17 protein-coding genes and 1 tRNA gene are annotated in these 15731 nt (G+C 58.7%); 6 read left to right on the forward strand and 12 right to left on the reverse strand.

From position 1 onward, the window contains the following. Positions 1-17 precede the first annotated feature (17 nt). The 5 genes from FHT84_RS18770 to pcsA are packed head-to-tail and all read right to left on the reverse strand — an operon-like array spanning position 18 to position 5347. A complete protein-coding gene (locus tag FHT84_RS18770) occupies positions 18-938 on the reverse strand; it encodes an ABC transporter permease (RefSeq protein ID WP_112340794.1) in 921 nt (306 codons plus the stop codon). Then, the gene (locus FHT84_RS18775; protein WP_183763449.1) at positions 935-2020 is read right to left on the reverse strand and encodes an ABC transporter permease; all 1086 of its coding nucleotides are present in this window, start codon (positions 2018-2020) and stop codon (positions 935-937) included. Before FHT84_RS18775 ends, FHT84_RS18770 begins: the two co-directional genes overlap by 4 nt. Beyond that, complete coding sequence (locus tag FHT84_RS18780; RefSeq protein ID WP_183763452.1) at positions 2010-3584, reverse strand: ABC transporter ATP-binding protein; 1575 nt, start codon at positions 3582-3584, stop codon at positions 2010-2012. Before FHT84_RS18780 ends, FHT84_RS18775 begins: the two co-directional genes overlap by 11 nt. A gap of 41 nt (positions 3585-3625) precedes the next feature. Continuing rightward, positions 3626-4609, reverse strand: coding sequence for a quinone oxidoreductase (locus FHT84_RS18785; RefSeq protein ID WP_183763455.1), 984 nt, complete (start codon positions 4607-4609; stop codon positions 3626-3628). 12 nt (positions 4610-4621) lie between these two features. Next, on the reverse strand, positions 4622-5347 hold the full coding sequence (gene pcsA / locus FHT84_RS18790; protein WP_183763458.1) for a phosphatidylcholine synthase: 726 nt from the start codon (positions 5345-5347) through the stop codon (positions 4622-4624). Between the two features lie 214 nt (positions 5348-5561). On the opposite strand from pcsA, the gene FHT84_RS18795 reads away from it, so the two are divergent. After that, positions 5562-6764 (forward strand): UbiH/UbiF family hydroxylase, encoded by a 1203-nt coding sequence (locus FHT84_RS18795; protein ID WP_113249937.1) that lies wholly within the window; start codon positions 5562-5564, stop codon positions 6762-6764. On the opposite strand, the gene FHT84_RS18800 is transcribed toward FHT84_RS18795, so the two are convergent. Further along, positions 6741-7703 carry an AEC family transporter gene (locus tag FHT84_RS18800; protein ID WP_113249936.1) on the reverse strand — a complete coding sequence of 321 codons (963 nt, stop codon included), beginning with the start codon at positions 7701-7703 and terminating at the stop codon, positions 6741-6743. The two genes, FHT84_RS18795 and FHT84_RS18800, sit on opposite strands and share 24 nt — an antisense overlap. 64 nt (positions 7704-7767) lie before the next feature. Continuing rightward, entirely contained in the window at positions 7768-8520 is a 753-nt protein-coding gene (locus FHT84_RS18805; RefSeq protein WP_113249935.1) for a cytochrome c biogenesis CcdA family protein, read from the reverse strand. A 271-nt stretch (positions 8521-8791) separates the two neighbouring features. Between FHT84_RS18805 and FHT84_RS18810 the strand changes: the two genes are divergently transcribed. After that, entirely contained in the window at positions 8792-9073 is a 282-nt protein-coding gene (locus tag FHT84_RS18810; protein ID WP_112340802.1) for a PsiF family protein, read from the forward strand. Positions 9074-9345: 272 nt separating this feature from the next. On the opposite strand, the gene FHT84_RS18815 is transcribed toward FHT84_RS18810, so the two are convergent. Beyond that, the gene (locus FHT84_RS18815) at positions 9346-9549 is read right to left on the reverse strand and encodes a hypothetical protein (protein WP_162736971.1); all 204 of its coding nucleotides are present in this window, start codon (positions 9547-9549) and stop codon (positions 9346-9348) included. A gap of 185 nt (positions 9550-9734) precedes the next feature. After that, positions 9735-10238: a hypothetical protein gene (locus tag FHT84_RS18820; RefSeq protein ID WP_210278897.1), complete on the reverse strand. Its 504-nt coding sequence runs from the start codon at positions 10236-10238 to the stop codon at positions 9735-9737. Between the two features lie 255 nt (positions 10239-10493). Between FHT84_RS18820 and FHT84_RS18825 the strand changes: the two genes are divergently transcribed. From FHT84_RS18825 to FHT84_RS18835, 4 genes are all read left to right on the forward strand, one after another. After that, positions 10494-10569, forward strand: a tRNA-Lys gene (locus FHT84_RS18825). A 333-nt stretch (positions 10570-10902) separates the two neighbouring features. After that, positions 10903-11160 carry a GlsB/YeaQ/YmgE family stress response membrane protein gene (locus FHT84_RS18830; RefSeq protein WP_112340804.1) on the forward strand — a complete coding sequence of 86 codons (258 nt, stop codon included), beginning with the start codon at positions 10903-10905 and terminating at the stop codon, positions 11158-11160. Positions 11161-11399: 239 nt separating this feature from the next. Further along, positions 11400-11606: a hypothetical protein gene (locus FHT84_RS31460; RefSeq protein ID WP_112340805.1), complete on the forward strand. Its 207-nt coding sequence runs from the start codon at positions 11400-11402 to the stop codon at positions 11604-11606. 191 nt (positions 11607-11797) lie between these two features. Beyond that, entirely contained in the window at positions 11798-12412 is a 615-nt protein-coding gene (locus FHT84_RS18835) for a GntR family transcriptional regulator (RefSeq protein WP_113249934.1), read from the forward strand. A 54-nt stretch (positions 12413-12466) separates the two neighbouring features. Here FHT84_RS18835 and FHT84_RS18840 read toward each other — a convergent pair whose 3' ends face one another. The 3 genes from FHT84_RS18840 to FHT84_RS18850 all read right to left on the reverse strand — a co-directional run bounded on the left by FHT84_RS18840 (position 12467) and on the right by FHT84_RS18850 (position 15728). Then, on the reverse strand, positions 12467-13279 hold the full coding sequence (locus FHT84_RS18840) for a ferredoxin--NADP reductase (RefSeq protein WP_113249933.1): 813 nt from the start codon (positions 13277-13279) through the stop codon (positions 12467-12469). Positions 13280-13524: 245 nt separating this feature from the next. Then, positions 13525-14037: a DUF934 domain-containing protein gene (locus tag FHT84_RS18845; RefSeq protein ID WP_112340808.1), complete on the reverse strand. Its 513-nt coding sequence runs from the start codon at positions 14035-14037 to the stop codon at positions 13525-13527. 11 nt (positions 14038-14048) lie between these two features. Further along, entirely contained in the window at positions 14049-15728 is a 1680-nt protein-coding gene (locus FHT84_RS18850; protein ID WP_113249932.1) for a nitrite/sulfite reductase, read from the reverse strand. Between the last annotated feature and the right edge of the window lie 3 nt (positions 15729-15731).

Raw genomic sequence — 15731 nt, forward strand, 5'->3', positions numbered from 1 at the left:
CCGTCCGATTCTTGTCTTCAGCGTTCCGGAACGAAGGCCTTGCCGAGCGACGCTGGCGTGTTGATCAAGGTCGCGCGGCGATTTTGAGAGATGATGACGAGAACCACAATAGTCGATGCATAGGGCAGCATCGATAGGAATTGCGAGGGAATGCCGACGCCGAAGCCTTGCGCATGGAACTGCAGGATCGTTACGGCACCGAAAAGATAGCCGCCGGCCATGACGCGCATCGGCCGCCAGGATGCGAAGACCACCAGCGCCAGCGTCACCCAGCCGCGGCCGGCCGACATGTTCTCGACCCATTGCGGGGTATAGACAAGCGAGAGCTGGGCGCCGGCAAGCCCGGCACAGGCGCCGCCGAACATGACGGCGAGATAGCGCGTGCGGATGACATCGATGCCGAGAGCATGGGCCGAGCCATGGCTATCGCCGACGGCGCGCAGCTTCAGGCCGGCACGGCTGCGGAAGAGGAACCAATTGACACCGATGAGTAGCGCTATCGAGAGATAGAAGGTCACGTCCTGCTTGAACAGCACCGAGCCGATCAGCGGAATATCCGACAGGAACGGAAAAACGATCTCCTGCAGCTGCACACCCGGCACGCTGACATAGCCTTCGCCGATCATGCCGGAAAGGCCGAGGCCGAGGATAGTCAGCGCCAGCCCCGTTGCGACCTGGTTCGTCACCAGCGTCAGGGTCAGGAAGCCGAACAGCAGCGAAAACAGCGCGCCCGCAACGATGCCGGTCAGCAGGCCGACATAGGGAGATCCGCTCATCTGGGCGCCGACGAAAGCGGCAACGGCACCGATGATCATCATGCCTTCGACACCGAGATTGAGCACGCCCGACCGTTCTACCACCAGCTCACCGAGGCCGGCGATGACGAGCGGCGTCGATGCGGTGATGATGGTGAGCAGGATGGCTTCGAAGACACTCATGCCGCACCTCCCCGAACCCGCGACCAGACCAGGCGGATCCTGTAATAGATCAGCGTGTCGCAGGAGAGCACGAAAAACAGCAACAGCCCCTGGAAGACGCTGGCCGCCTTGGCAGAAATGCCGGGCGACAATTGCGCCGCCTCGCCACCGAGATAGGTCAGCGCCAATACAAGGCCGGAGAGGATGGCTCCGAGCGGATTGAGGCGTGCGAGGAAGGCGACGATGATAGCGGTGAAGCCGTAACCAGGCGAGATCGCCGGCTGAAGATGGCCGATGGAGCCGGAAACCTCGGATATGCCGGCCAATCCCGAGAGCGCACCGGAAAAGAGGAAGGCAAACCAGACCATCTTGCGCGAGGAGAAACCGGCAAAGCGCCCTGCCCGCGCCGACTGGCCGAGTACCGTTATCTCAAAGCCCTTCAGCGTATATTTCATCAGGAACCAGGCAAGGACCGCCGCGACCACGGCAAAGACGATGCCCCAATGCGCCCGCCCGGAATCTTCCCATATCGCCGGCAGCACGGCTTCCGGGGGGAAATCGATGCTCTGCGGAAAATTATGGCCTTGAGGATCGCGCCATGGCCCGCGCGACAGCCAATCCAGGAAGAGCTGCGCGATATAGACCAGCATCAGGCTCGTCAGGATCTCATTGGTATTGAAATGCGCCTTCAGCAGCGCCGGAATGGCAGCATAGAGCGCACCGCCGATAGCGCCGGCGAGCAGCATCAGAGGCAGGATCGACGGCGAGTGCCAATCGGTGAAGACGATCGGGATGAACGATCCAGCGACTGCACCCATGGTGAACTGGCCCTCGGCACCGATATTCCAATTGTTGGAACGGTAGCAGAGGCACAGGCCGACTGCGATCAGGATCAATGGCCCAGCCTTGATCGCGAGTTCGTGCAGCGACCATACTTCCAGCAGAGGCTCGACGAAGAAGGCATCGAGCGCCTCGACGGGATCCTTGCCCATGACGGCGAACATGATGGTGCCGGCGATCAGCGCCAGGACGAGGGCAAGCAACGGCGACAGGAAGCCGAACAGCTTCGAGACCTGCGGGCGCTTTTCGAGTTCAATGCGCATGGGCAGGCTCCGAATGCGTCTTCGATTCATGCAGCCCGCCCATCAGCAGGCCGATCTTTTCGCGGGTCAGCTCACCTGTCGGATAGGATGGCGACAGCCGCCCTTCCGAGATCACGGCGATATCGGTCGCGATTTCGAAAATCTCATCCAGGTCCTGGCTGATGACGAGCACCGCCGAACCGTCGCGGGCGAGATCGACCAGTGCCTGGCGGATGCGGCTGGCAGCGCCGGCATCCACGCCCCAGGTCGGCTGATTGACAACGAGCACGCTCGGCTGACGATCCAGCTCGCGACCGACGATAAATTTCTGCAGATTGCCGCCGGAAAGCGCGCCGGCGGCGGGATCCTCGCCGCTTTTGCGCACATCCATCGCCTCGCAGATCCGCTTCGTCGCCTGCTTGACCGCGCCATGCCTGATGACGTTGAAGAAGCCACCACCCAGAAACGACTTGCGGTCCGACTGATGCCTGGCGAGCACGAGATTGTCGGAGAGTTTCAATGCCGATACGGCCGCGTGGCCATGGCGTTCTTCCGGCACAAAACCGGCACCCAGCAGCCGGCGCGCATTGATGCCCTTGCCTCCCACCGCCTTGCCGCGCAACTGGACGAGATCATCCGATGCAACGGTGTATTCACCTGAAATGACGTCGAACAGCTCGCCCTGGCCGTTTCCGGCGACTCCGGCAATCGCCAACACCTCGCCCGCACGTACACGCAGGGCAACATCCTTCAGCGACATGGCAAAAGGAGTTCGCGCGGGCGCCGAAAGGCCGGCGACTTCCAAGAGGATATCCCCTTTCTTGTCCAGACCTTCGTGATGCACGCTCGCGACATCACTGCCGACCATCATACGGGCGAGCGAGCTCGTCGTTTCCTGCCGCGGGTCGCAGGCGCCCGTAACTTTACCGTGGCGCAGGACAGTGGCGCGCGAACAGATGCGCTGCACTTCCTCCAGCCGATGGCTGATGTAAAGCACCGAGCGTCCCTCGTCTCTCAACTTAAACAGGGTCTCGAAGAGGCGATCGGCTTCCTGCGGTGTCAAAACAGAGGTTGGCTCATCGAGAATGATCAGCTTCGGATTCTGCAGAAGCGCGCGAACGATCTCGATGCGCTGGCGTTCGCCGACCGAAAGATCGGCGACATGCGCATTCGGATCGAGCGGCAGTCCATAGGCATGCGAAAGCTTTGCAGCTTCCTCGGAAATTTTTGCGAGCGGGATATTGCTGTCGAGCGAGAGCGCTATATTTTCCGCGACGGTCAACGCCTCGAACAGGGAAAAATGCTGGAATACCATGCCGATCCCGAGCTTGCGCGCAGTACTCGGCGCATCGATCGAAACGGGCTGTCCCTGCCAGATAATCTCGCCATGAGACGGTTCGAGCACGCCGAACAGCATCTTGACGAGCGTGGATTTGCCTGCGCCGTTCTCCCCGAGGAGAGCGTGAATTTCTCCCGGCTGGATTTCAAGATCGATTTCGTTGCAAGCAGTAAAACTGCCGAACATTTTCGTCAGTTTGCGAACCGACAATAGCGCGCCGGTTGCCGGCGCATCGGATGACGACACGTTCCCCTCATTTCCTTCCCACCGACCTGTCCTTTACGGATCTATGGGATCAGTAGTGTAGTTCCACTCGTTTTCCTGGCTTCCAGATCCGCGTGCGCGCGCCCAGCATCGCCCAACGGATAAGTCTGATGAATATTGATACGCACTTTGCTGCTTTGCACAACAGCAAATAACGCCTTTGCACTAGCTCTCAACTCCTCAGGTGTACCGACATAGGCAAAGAGGCTCGGTCGCGTGGCGAAAAGCGAGCCCTTTTGATTGAGGATGGCGAGATTGAAGTTCTCGATCGGGCCGGAAGACTGGCCGAAGGTGACCCACATGCCGCGCGGCTTCAGGCAGTCGAGCGACTGCGGAAACGTGTCCTTGCCAACCGAATCGTAGACGACATCGACACCCTTGCCCCCGGTAATCTCGCGGACGCGATCTGCGAAATTCTCTCTGCTGTAGTCGATGACGTGGTCATAGCCATGCGCCAGCGCCAGTTCGACCTTTTCGGCGGAACCGGCGGTGCCGATGACGGTTTCGGCGCCGAGGGCCTTGGCCCATTGGCCGGCAATCAGGCCAACACCGCCTGCAGCCGCATGAAACAACAGCGTCGTTCCGGGACCAACCTTGACGGTGCGGTTCAGCAGATATTCGGCCGTCATTCCCTTCAGCATCATCGATGCGGCGGTTTCGAGCGGGATATCGTCAGGCACTTTCACCAGATGGCGCGTCTCGATATTGCGCTCGACACTGTAGGCGCCGTCGCTGCCGACATAGGCGACGCGATCGCCCACGGCAAAATCGCTCACCCCAGACCCGACTTCAGTGATCGTGCCTGCGGCTTCCTTGCCGAGCGGCAGAGGAAAATAGGGCGCCTTGTAGAGACCGGAACGAAAATAGACGTCGATAAAGTTAAGGCCGATTGCGGCATGGCGGATCTGCACCTCACCCGCACCCGGAGGCGGCAGTTCCACCTCCTCCAGCTTCATGACGTCAGGACCGCCATTTTCATGGATGCGGATAACCTTGGTCTTCTTCATGATGCGCAATCCTCATTGACGTCCGATGGACGGGAAAAACTGCAGCACGGCGCCGATGCAATAAAGATAGATACCACTGATGATGAATAGGACAACGGCCCATTGCGGCATGACGAAATGCATCAGCAGCGAATAGATGCCAAGCGCCGACCAGAAGAAAAATATGCCAAGGTTCAGCGGCCGCAAGCGCTTGACGCGCACGGGATGCAGAAAATTGATCGGCAGGAAGGTCAGGACGACGGAAACGCCGACGAGGATCATGGCTGTCGTCGCACTGGCGTCGATGACAAAGAGCGTGAAGATCACCATGTTCCAGACGACCGGAAAGCCGGAGAAGAAATATTCGTCCGTCTTCATGCCGGTATCGGCGTAATAGATGGCACTGGAAACCACGATCATCCCGGCTGCGACAAACGACCATGGCTCGCCGATCATGCCGCTCTCGTAGAGAGCGAAGGCCGGCAGGAGCACGTAGGTGACGTAATCGATGATGTTGTCGAGCGTGTCGCCGGACCAGTTTGGCAGCACTTCCTTGACGCGAACCTTGCGCGCGATCGGTCCGTCGATGCCGTCGACAAGCAGTGCCAGACCAAGCCACCAGAACATATCCACGAAGCGATGTTCCGACGCCGCGACGACGCCGAGAAAGGCGAGAAACGATCCGGATGCCGTCAGTATATGAACGGAGAAAGCACGCATCTCCGCGTAAGGCACCCGCTTGTAATTGAAGATTTTCATCCGCCCCGTGACTCGCCTGCTTATGCGCCTGCCCCGGCAGGCGGTTTTTTTCTCGCTAATATGCATCCTTTGGCTTGCACCGCCAGCACAAAAGCGTCGATCCCGGCACGCTAGCGCGACTTACTGTCATTTTCACCCATTGCGATGTTTCATCCCATGGATTTCAACAGGCTAAGCGCTTATTTTCAGAACCAAAGGCAATTGAGGCATCGATATGAAGCAGATTGAAGTGGCCGTTATCGGCGGTGGACTCGCCGGCATGATCACGGCATTCGCGCTTGCGCGCGGCGGAAGATCCGTCGCCCTTGTCGCCGCGCCGCACAACAAGGCCGACAAGCGGACGACGGCGCTGATGGACCAATCGATCCGCTTTCTGGAGCGCTTGACGCTATGGGAAAGAATAGCGTCTTCGGCGGCACCGCTGACCACGATGCGCATCGTCGACGGCACTTCGCGGCTGCTGCGTGCGCCGACCGTCTCGTTCCGATCGTCCGAGATCGGACTGGACGCCTTCGGCTACAATATTCCGAATGCCGTCTTGCTCGACAATCTCAGCCAAGCCATCGAAGCGGAAGGCAATATCAGCCGCATCGAAGCCACCGCTTCCGAAATCACCTTCCGCGATGACGGCGTCACGGTCGTCCTCGACAACGGCGATTCGATCGAAGCCGCCTTCGTCATCGGTGCGGATGGCCGCAATTCGATGGTGCGAGAGACGCTCGGAATCAAAACCAAGGGCTGGTCTTATCCGCAATCGGCAATGGTTCTGAATTTTTCGCATAGCCTGCCGCATCAGAACATCTCTACCGAATTCCATACCGAAAGCGGCCCCTTTACGCAGGTGCCTCTGCCCGGCCGGCGTTCCAGCCTCGTCTGGGTTCAGAAGCCGGCCGAAGCGGCAGCCAATGCGGAGAAGTCGCTCGAAGAACTCGGCCGGCTGGTCGAGGAGCGGATGCAGTCGATGCTCGGTGAGGTCACGATCGAGGACAGCGTGCAGGTCTGGCCGCTTTCCGGCATGACGGCCTATCGTTTCGGCAAGGGCCGCGCCGCGCTGATCGGCGAAGCCGCACATGTCTTTCCGCCGATCGGCGCCCAGGGGCTCAATCTCAGTCTTCGCGATATATTGGCGTTGTCGGATATTCTTTGCTCGCGCGCCGATCAGCCGATCCCGGCGACATCGGGCGAAAGTTTCGACCGCAAGAGACGCGCCGATATCGTCACCCGGACAGCAAGCGTCGACCTCCTCAATCGCTCGCTTCTGTCGGATTTCCTGCCTGTGCAGATGCTGCGCGCGGCAGGCCTGCATGTGCTCTCGGCCATTGCTCCGCTCCGCAACATCGTCATGCGCGAGGGCATAGAACCCGGCGGCGGCTTGCGCAATTTTTCGTCGGCATTACGGGAAAAGCTGCGCCGGTAAGGTGCCGGACTTTATCAGATAGAGCACCAGCGAAACCGTCACCACGGAACAGGCCGTGGTGATCAGGATGGTGGCGGAGGCTCGCTCCTGCCAGACGCCATATTGCTGACCGATGACAAAGACATTCGTTGCCGTCGGCAATGCCGCAAGCAACACCGCCGCCTCGATCCAGATCGGATCGAATCCGCCGACGGCCTGCAGAACGATATAGACGACAAGCGGATGCAGGATGAGCTTCACCGGCACGATATAGCCGATCTCGACTGGAATCCGTTTCAACGGCCGCAATGCAAGCGTCACGCCCATGGCAAATAGCGCACAAGGTGCAGCGGCTTGCGCGAGATAATTGACAAATCGCTCGAAGGCGACAGGCTGATGGAGCGAAAACGCCGCCACGACGAAACCAAGCGCGGTCGATAGGATGAAGGGGTGCAACAACACCTTGCCGGCAATATCCGCGGCAAGCCGCGATGGGGATCGCTTGTCTTCACCTTCCAACGCCATCAGCGCGGGCGCGACGATGAAATGCAGGGCGTTTTCGAAGCAAACGATCAGCGCTACGGGAACGGCGGCCCTTTCGCCCAGCGCCAGAAGTGCGAGCCCTGGCCCCATATAGCCGATATTGCCATAGGCGCCGGCGAAAGCCTGGATCGTGCAGTCGGCAAGTGAATTGCGGCGCAGGAAACGGCCGATCAGAAACAGCAGCAGGAAAATCGAATAGGTCGCGGCGATATCGGCGGCGATGAAGTCGATCCGTGTCAGCTGTTCGATCGGCGTCTGGGATACGAGCTTGAAGAACAGCGCCGGCAATGCGGCATAGATGATGAAGGTATTCAGCCAGCCGAGTGCCTCCGCCGGCTGTTTCGTAACGCGTGCGGCGACGTAACCGATCAGGATCAGGCCGAAGAATGGCAGCAGCAGACCAACAATATCAGCCATGGGGGTCAGCCATCGGGCATGTTCCGTTTGCCGGGGAAAATGAAGGCGAAAGGTGTCGCCCGGATTAGCCGATTTTCATTAGGATTGGAAAGGTCTGCTGAAACCAGATCGCCATGTCGCTCACATAGCCGAAAATGAAGGCGAGACCGGTGAGCACCAGAAGCCCGCCCATGACCTTCTCGACCGTACCGAGATGGCGGCGAAAGCGGGAGAGAAAGCTCATGAAGGCCCCGGAAAAGCCGGCGGCGATCCAGAAGGGAATGGCAAGGCCGAGCGAATAGACGGCGAGCAGGCCCGCACCAGCGCCGACCGTCTCACGCGATGCAGCAATGCCGAGAATGGCGCCCAGCACAGGGCCGATGCAAGGCGTCCAGCCAAAGGCGAAGGCAAGGCCCATAATGTAGGCACCCGTCAGCGTCGCCGGTTTGCCGCCGCTCTGGAAGCGTGCCTCGCGGGCCAGAAGGCCGATCCGGAAGACGCCGAGAAAATTCAGGCCCATGATGACGATGATGAGACCGCCGATCTTGGCGAGGATATCCAGGTGCTGGCGCAGCAGCAGCCCGATGGAGGAGGCGCCGGCTCCGAGCGCGACGAATACCGTGGCAAATCCTAAGGTGAAAAAGAGCGCCGACATAAGGACATTGCCGCGAATGTTCGGCGCCGCTACGGCAGCCGCGCCGCCGCCACGAAACTGCTCGACCGAAATTCCCGCCATGTAGCAGAGATAAGGCGGTACGAGCGGCAGCACGCAGGGCGAAAGAAACGAAAGCGCTCCGGCGAGCAATGCACTCAGAAGCGAGATATCGGCGAGCGACACGATGGACTCCGGCTATGTCATTCCGGTCCCTTCCTAGCGTTGCAGACGACCGAAAGCCAATCACCTTTTCGCGGGCAGTCCCGGTACAGCCTTGGAGACGAACGATTGCTGCGCCCAGCACAGGCTGCCAATCCGTTTCCACAGACGCGACCAAACGCCGCAGAGGAAGCGGATGAAAGAATTCACTTTTCGCCCAATTCGGGGTCCAAGCTGCCATGGTTCGTAGAACAACGCATATTCCATCTCAGCTATTTAACGGAGGAAAGCCCCCATGCGAATTGCTACTATGTTCACGACTACAGCCTTTGTCGCACTCTTCAGCGTCAGCGCCATGGCCCAAACCGCGACGACGCCCAGCACCACGACTACGACGACCCCCAGTGCAACGATGTCGACGCCTTCGACGACCACCACGACCAAGCCGAAAGCAATGAAGCCGGCTCAGACTGCCGTGTCCAAGGCATGTTCGACCCAGGCCGATGCCAAGGGTCTGCATGGAAAGGCACGCGCCAAATTCCGCAGCGACTGCAAGAAGAACGGCGGTAAGGTCTAAGGCCAAATACGTCTTACGCAACGATCAACTTTGCCGTTGAAGCGGCGGTGGAGTTGATCGTTGCGATAGGGTCTTCACCTCGCACCATAAGCCGGAGAGATGCGGCACAGGAAAACAGCACGTCTGGCTGCCATGGCGGCGGCAATGTTTGCAACCGACGAGACAAACAGCGGAAACCACTGAAATTAAAGCTCCTTTCCTGTCCGGTCGAATCAATGGACGGAGCAGAAACCGGCCAGTCGGATGCGACCGGAGCCATGACCCGCCGAGGATCACTCCGTCTTCGGCTTGAGTTCTCTCGTCGCCGGATCGACCTTGCCATCGGCGAGCCTGTTGCGAGGATCGGCAACAACCTTGGCCTTGTCCCTATTCTTCGATACCCGAACCGAATCATGTGCCTTGCTGTGCTGAATCTTCGCCAGCGCCTGCTTCTCTTCGTTTCCGTCCTGCGGATCATGCGATCGATCGTTTGCCAACATACGTCTCCTCTTTGTCGGAAGGGAAACTCGGTCGATTCGATTCCGTTCCAAGGAGGCTGGGGATATCGCTGTCCGACGATTGTCCAATCCGCGGTCGGCGCGGCTTTAAGGACGCCGAAACAACAAGGCGTCATACTTTTAGCGACATTTAATATAAAAATACGACAGTCGATATCCAAGCCTCACGAGCAGTCGCGGCTGTCGACCGAAAACGAGTAATCCCGACCCTTCAGCTGATAGATGTAATTTGCCAGCAAGGCTTCGCCGGAGCTGAATTTCGGCAGGAGGAAGTTGCACAAGTCGGCAAGCTGGGCGGATTTGACGAGAGGAGGATCGAAATCCTCCTCATCATCATCCACATCGTAGAAATAGCTGTAAATCTGGTCAGTAAAATCTATCTTCGTCAAAGTGGTTTTCTGATCGACCTTTCTGGGCAGGTCCTTGTTGGCGAAGATTACCGGGTAGCGCTCCGTGAGATAGGGAATCACAAGATGCTCTGTCACCGGCGTCGTGATCGCGACGCCAACCAGCGGCAATACCCTCAATGCAATCCCAAACCTCTTTCCGGCGATCAGCCCTAATAGGATCCCGAGGGAACCCAGCAGCCCGCAAACGATTGCGTAGATTTCCCATAAGGGCAGATCTGCCACGAATTCCATTATTCGCCCGTCGTCTTTACCAGCCATCTTTTTGATCAGGGCACCTTACTACCCAATCGAGGGCCTTCACCAGCCATTTTGACACAAACGACATCAACAACCTGTGCGTTATACAATCTCACAAGAGAGGATTTTTCCGGCACGCCTCCCCATTTCGCCACAAGGAGACGAGGAAAAGCATCTTCGGGGCGCGAGAACTGCTATTTTATGGGTTGACCGCAATAGGGCGTCTGCATATGTTCCGCGCACTTCCAGCCGAGGCAGTATCTGCCTGCGGAAAGGGAGAGCGTAGCTCAGTCGGTAGAGCAACTGACTTTTAATCAGTAGGTCATGGGTTCGAATCCCATCGCTCTCACCAGCGGATTTTTTGTCCATACCGAAGACATAGGTAACAGATTGTCCCTAAGACATGGGTGACAACCTCGTGGCGAACAGGTTGTCGATGGTTTGCAAGGTCCTCTGCTCCAGGTCGATATATCCCAGATCATAGTGCATGAAGCTGACAAACCGATTGCCCTCGGCAGGCAGCCGATTCTCATCAGGCGCAAACAAAGGTTACAATTTTCGCTAATAATCAGGGTTGCAAAGATCGGTTCCATCAGCCTGCAATCGGCAACAGTTGGGGTGCGAATCGTTTTTGGTGTATATCGGTTATTGTTGACAACCTGTCGGGCCCTCAGGAGGTTCTTTTATGGAAGACGCAAACGTAGGTTGGATTGCAGCAATTATCATCGGCGGTTTGGCTGGCTGGTTCGCCGAGATGATCATGAAGAGCAACACCGGCATCATCATGAACATCATCCTCGGCATCGTTGGCGCGCTCGTCGCCAGCTGGCTGTTCCGTGCCCTCGGCATCGCTCTGCCGTTCCATGTGTGGCTGAACTATCTGGTCACGGGCTTCATCGGCGCCTGCATCCTGATTTTCGTCGGCCGACTGATCAGGCGATAACCATATATCGGGCGGGAAGCGCCCGAATCGGGAAGAGGAAAAGGGAAGGCGAGATATTCTCGCCTTCCCTTTTTGTTGCATGAACGGTGTCGGCATGCGCGGCGGGTTGCCACGACATATAAAAATCCGAATATGAGACCCGAGAGAGCCGATGTGCACGATCACAATGCACTTCGAGGCCTTTCCAACCTCCAGCTTGGCGCTATCTACCAGAATGGAACCGAAAGGAGGTTGGAAACATGACGGAAAACGCCAATCGGACAACCACGCGAAGAGTCATCCGAGGCCGCCCTTACAGCATTGCTGAATTTGCGCGGAAATATCGTCTCGACGACGCGGAAGCAAAGCGCCTCTTCTATAAGTTCGGGCCCTCATCGACGGAGCTGGATCTGCTCATGGCAGCCAAACGGAAGCCGCCGAGCCTTTCCACGGCAATAGGCCAATGATGCGCGGCTCTTTCCGTCAGGCGTGAATTGCCGCCGGACCGTCGATTTTCTCAAGGCGGTCCGGAATCATTGAAATACATGGACGTAAAGAAGGCCGGCCGACTGCGATACTGATATATCACTATCGATTGCCTTCGATGATGCCAGATGACACTCTGTGCCGTCCATGCACATGCCGGAAACCGTCTCGAATGCAGAATTCGCTTAGCCACCTCGCCTATCTCACGCTCGAATACTCGATCGTGACGCTCGAGCTGACGCCAGGCGCCCTCGTCACCGAGAAACAACTGATCGAGATGGCTGGCCACGGGCGAACTCCGGTGCGCGAAGCGATTCAGAAGCTCGCCTGGCAAGGGCTGATCCATGTGCGGCCGCGCGTCGGCCTGCAGATTGCGGAGATCCGCCCCGAGGACCATCAATTCGTCATGCAGGTCCGGCGCGAACTGGAGCCGATCGCGGCCGCGCTCGTTGCCACCCATGCAGATCCGCAGCAGCGTGAGCAGTTGCGGGAATGCGCTCGTCTGATGACGGAGTGTGCCGTTACAGGCGACCTGCCCGGATTTTTCGCCGCCGACAAGACGTTCGATGAGATTCTGGAAGCCGCCTGCCCCAACAATTTCATTACGGCAGCGCTCGGACCAGTGCAGACACATGCGCGCAGGCTTTGGTACTCCACGGGAGCGCATGACCGGATGGGCCGAGCGACAGCCATGCATGTTCAGGCAATAGACGCGATCCGAAACGGCGATGCAGATCACGCACGCGCCGCCATGGCCTCGCTCATCGGCTATCTCAGCAGCCCATGAAAAAGGCGGCTTCGTTGTCGAAACCGCCTCTGCGTCCACAGGTCGGCAATTCGCCTAGCCGACGAAGGCGCGTTCGATGACGAACTCGGCCGGCTTGTTGTTGGCACCTTCGTTCAGGCCGGCTTTTTCGAGCAGACCCTTGGTGTCCTTCAGCATGGCGGAAGAACCGCAGATCATGCCGCGATCGATCGCAGAATCAAGCGGAGGCACGCCCAGATCGCTGAAAAGCTTGCCGTTTTCGATGAGATCGGTGATGCGGCCCTTGAAGGGGAATTCCTCACGAGTGACAGTCGCATAGTGGCGCAGCTTGTCACCGACGACTTCGCTCAGGATTTCGTCGTTGCGGATTTCCTCGACGAGGTCGAAGCCGTATTTCAGCTCGGCGACATCGCGCGTCGTGTGGGTGAGGATGACCTCCTCGAACTTCTCATAGGTTTCCGGATCGCGGATAAGACTTGCAAACGGCGCAATGCCGGTGCCGGTCGAGAACATGTAGAGCCGCCGGCCGGGGGTCAGCGCATCCAGAACCAGCGTGCCCGTCGGCTTCTTGCGCATCAACACTTCGTCGCCGGGCTTGATGTTCTGCAGGTGCGAGGTCAGCGGACCATCCGGCACCTTGATGGAGAAGAATTCGAGCTCGTCGGCCCAGGCGGGGCTCGCGATCGAATAGGCGCGATAGAGCGGTTTGCCATCGACCATCAGCCCAATCATGGCGAATTCGCCGGAGCGGAAGCGGAAGCCTTGCGGCCGGGTCATAGTGAAGCGAAAGAGCCGGTCGGTATAATGCGTGACGCTCAGCACCTTCTCGGCGAAGACGCCGGCGGGTACTGCTGAAGCAAATTCATCTGTCTTTGCGGGGGCGTTCATTCTGTCTCGAATCCCGTATTAGTCTTACGCGTTTTCCTGGTCACATATTCCCTGGCAGGCTCATTTCGCGACGCTGATATAACAATATAGCCGGTTTTGAAAGGCATTCCATTCCATCAGGCAGCATAGGACTGAAATATGCGTGTTTCAGTCAAGTTTCCAGATTGCCGATACTACATCGTTCAAAAGGCTTGAATACGGCAATCCGACCCCGTCAAATTGCCGCAAACGCAGGCCTTTCGACATCAGGCCGATTTTGCCGGCAATCGCCGCCAGCTATAGGCCTGCCCGCCCTCAGCCTTCCGCGCGGTCGGCTGATAGTAATGCGGAATACCCGGCAATCGGTTCTCCGACAGGCGCTTCAGCGCCGTCTCGTTGGTCACTGCGAAACTATCGATGCCGACGCGCAGCATCAACGGTATCTGGTCGATCAATACGTCGCCGACAGCACGCAGCTCATTGGCATAGCCGAGGCGCTGGCGCAGCAATGAGGCGTGGCTGAAGGCACGACCATCGTTGAATGCCGGAAACGCGACTGCGACGATATCGAGACGGTCCAGATAGGGCTGCAGCCGGGTCACATCGTCCGCCGGCTTGATGAGAACGCCGAGGCCGGCTTCGTTGCTCTCTTCCGCCTTCGCGATCAGTGCATCAAGACTAAGCAGAGGTTTCTGCGTCTCGGTCGCCTTGACCTCGTCGGTCTCGATGACCCATTGATCATTGTCCACGAAGCCTGTTTCACGCCAGATCTTTGTCATGGTCGATCTCCTTACGCCGCTTCCGCTGCCGACGAGGACGCGCCGTAGAGTGCGGTCTTGAACGGCTGCGGCCCGACGCGTCGGTAGGCGGCGAGGAATGTTTCGGAAGGATCCAGACGAAGGCCGAGATAGGTATCGACAATGGTCTCGATGGCGTCGGTCACCTTGTCGGGCTCGAAGCCGCGGCCGATGATCTCGCCGATCGAGGTATTCTCGTCGCCGGAGCCGCCGAGCGTGATCTGATAGAGTTCCGCACCCTTCTTCTCTACGCCGAGCAGGCCGATATGACCGACATGGTGATGGCCGCAGGCATTGATGCAGCCGGAAATCTTGATCTTCAGCTCACCGATCTCTGCCTGGCGCTCGGCCGAACCGAAGCGCCTGGAAATCTCCTGTGCGACCGGGATGGAGCGCGCATTGGCAAGCGCGCAATAGTCGAGGCCAGGACAGGCGATGATATCCGTGATCAGGCCGGCATTCGCCGTTTCGAGGCCGTTGGCCACCAGACCGCGATAAACGGCTTCGAGATCGGCCAGCGCCACATGCGGCAGGATGAGGTTCTGCTCGTGGCTGACGCGGATCTCGTCGAAGGCATATTCCTCGGCGATATCGGCCACGGCCTCCATCTGCGCGTCCGAGGCGTCGCCCGGAATGCCGCCGATCGGCTTCAGCGAGATTGTCACCATGCCGTAATCGGGGTTCTTGTGCGGCTGCACATTCTGCTGCACCCAACGCGCGAAGGCCGGATCGGCCTTCTTCCAGCGTGCCAGGCTTTCCCAGCCTTCGGGGCGCTCTGGCAGCGCCGGCGGTGCGAAATAGGCTGAAATCGCCTGAACGTCGGCTTCCGGCAGCTTCAGTTCGGTGTCTCGCAGTTTGTCGAACTCGGCCTCGACCTGACGCGCCAGTTCTTCGGCGCCGGTTTCATGCACGAGGATTTTGATACGGGCCTTATACTTGTTGTCGCGGCGCCCATGCAGATTGTAAACGCGCATGATCGCCGTCGTATAGGACAGGAGATCCTCTTCCGGCAGGAAGTCACGGATCAGCTTGGCAACCAGCGGCGTGCGCCCCTGCCCGCCGCCGACGTAAACGGCAAAGCCGATCTCGCCCCTGTCGTTCTTCTTCAGATGCAGGCCGATATCATGCACCTGTATCGCGGCGCGGTCGCGCTCGGCGCCGGTGACGGCGATCTTGAACTTGCGCGGCAGGAAGGAGAACTCCGGATGAACGGAGGACCATTGGCGCAGGATTTCGGCATAAGGCCTTGGATCGGCGACTTCGTCCGCCGCAGCGCCGGCGAAATGGTCGGCGGTCACGTTGCGAATGCAATTACCCGAGGTCTGGATGGCGTGCATCTCGACTGAAGCGAGATCAGCAAGCGCGTCCGGCATCTCAGAAAGCTTCGGCCAGTTGAACTGCAGGTTCTGACGCGTGGTGAAGTGGCCATAACCGCGGTCATAGGTGCGGGCGACATGGGCGAGCATGCGCATCTGGCGCGAGCTCAGCGTGCCGTATGGAATGGCGATGCGCAGCATATAGGCATGCAGCTGCAGATAGACGCCGTTCATCAGGCGCAGCGGCTTGAAGGCATCTTCCGAAAGCTCACCCGACAGACGTCGCTGCACCTGATCGCGAAACTGGGCAACCCGTTCCGCAACAAAGGCGTGGTCGAATTCATCGTAACGATACATGAC

It is taken from the genome of Rhizobium sp. BK289 (assembly GCF_014193575.1).
Lineage (GTDB): Bacteria > Pseudomonadota > Alphaproteobacteria > Rhizobiales > Rhizobiaceae > Rhizobium > Rhizobium tropici_C.

Bases quoted from the DNA above. Each gene is read 5' to 3' on its own strand.
- FHT84_RS31460 (WP_112340805.1), top strand. From the start codon at position 11,400: ATGACGGAAAACGCCAATCGGACAACCACGCGAAGAGTCATCCGAGGC.
- FHT84_RS18820 (WP_210278897.1), bottom strand. From the start codon at position 10,238: ATGGCTGGTAAAGACGACGGGCGAATAATGGAATTCGTGGCAGATCTG.
- pcsA (WP_183763458.1), bottom strand. From the start codon at position 5,347: ATGAAAATCTTCAATTACAAGCGGGTGCCTTACGCGGAGATGCGTGCT.
- FHT84_RS18800 (WP_113249936.1), bottom strand. From the start codon at position 7,703: ATGGCTGATATTGTTGGTCTGCTGCTGCCATTCTTCGGCCTGATCCTG.
- FHT84_RS18840 (WP_113249933.1), bottom strand. From the start codon at position 13,279: ATGAACGCCCCCGCAAAGACAGATGAATTTGCTTCAGCAGTACCCGCC.
- FHT84_RS18775 (WP_183763449.1), bottom strand. From the start codon at position 2,020: ATGCGCATTGAACTCGAAAAGCGCCCGCAGGTCTCGAAGCTGTTCGGC.
- FHT84_RS18785 (WP_183763455.1), bottom strand. From the start codon at position 4,609: ATGAAGAAGACCAAGGTTATCCGCATCCATGAAAATGGCGGTCCTGAC.
- FHT84_RS18795 (WP_113249937.1), top strand. From the start codon at position 5,562: ATGAAGCAGATTGAAGTGGCCGTTATCGGCGGTGGACTCGCCGGCATG.
- FHT84_RS18835 (WP_113249934.1), top strand. From the start codon at position 11,798: ATGCAGAATTCGCTTAGCCACCTCGCCTATCTCACGCTCGAATACTCG.
- FHT84_RS18845 (WP_112340808.1), bottom strand. From the start codon at position 14,037: ATGACAAAGATCTGGCGTGAAACAGGCTTCGTGGACAATGATCAATGG.
- FHT84_RS18810 (WP_112340802.1), top strand. From the start codon at position 8,792: ATGCGAATTGCTACTATGTTCACGACTACAGCCTTTGTCGCACTCTTC.
- FHT84_RS18830 (WP_112340804.1), top strand. From the start codon at position 10,903: ATGGAAGACGCAAACGTAGGTTGGATTGCAGCAATTATCATCGGCGGT.
- FHT84_RS18770 (WP_112340794.1), bottom strand. From the start codon at position 938: ATGAGTGTCTTCGAAGCCATCCTGCTCACCATCATCACCGCATCGACG.
- FHT84_RS18850 (WP_113249932.1), bottom strand. From the start codon at position 15,728: ATGTATCGTTACGATGAATTCGACCACGCCTTTGTTGCGGAACGGGTT.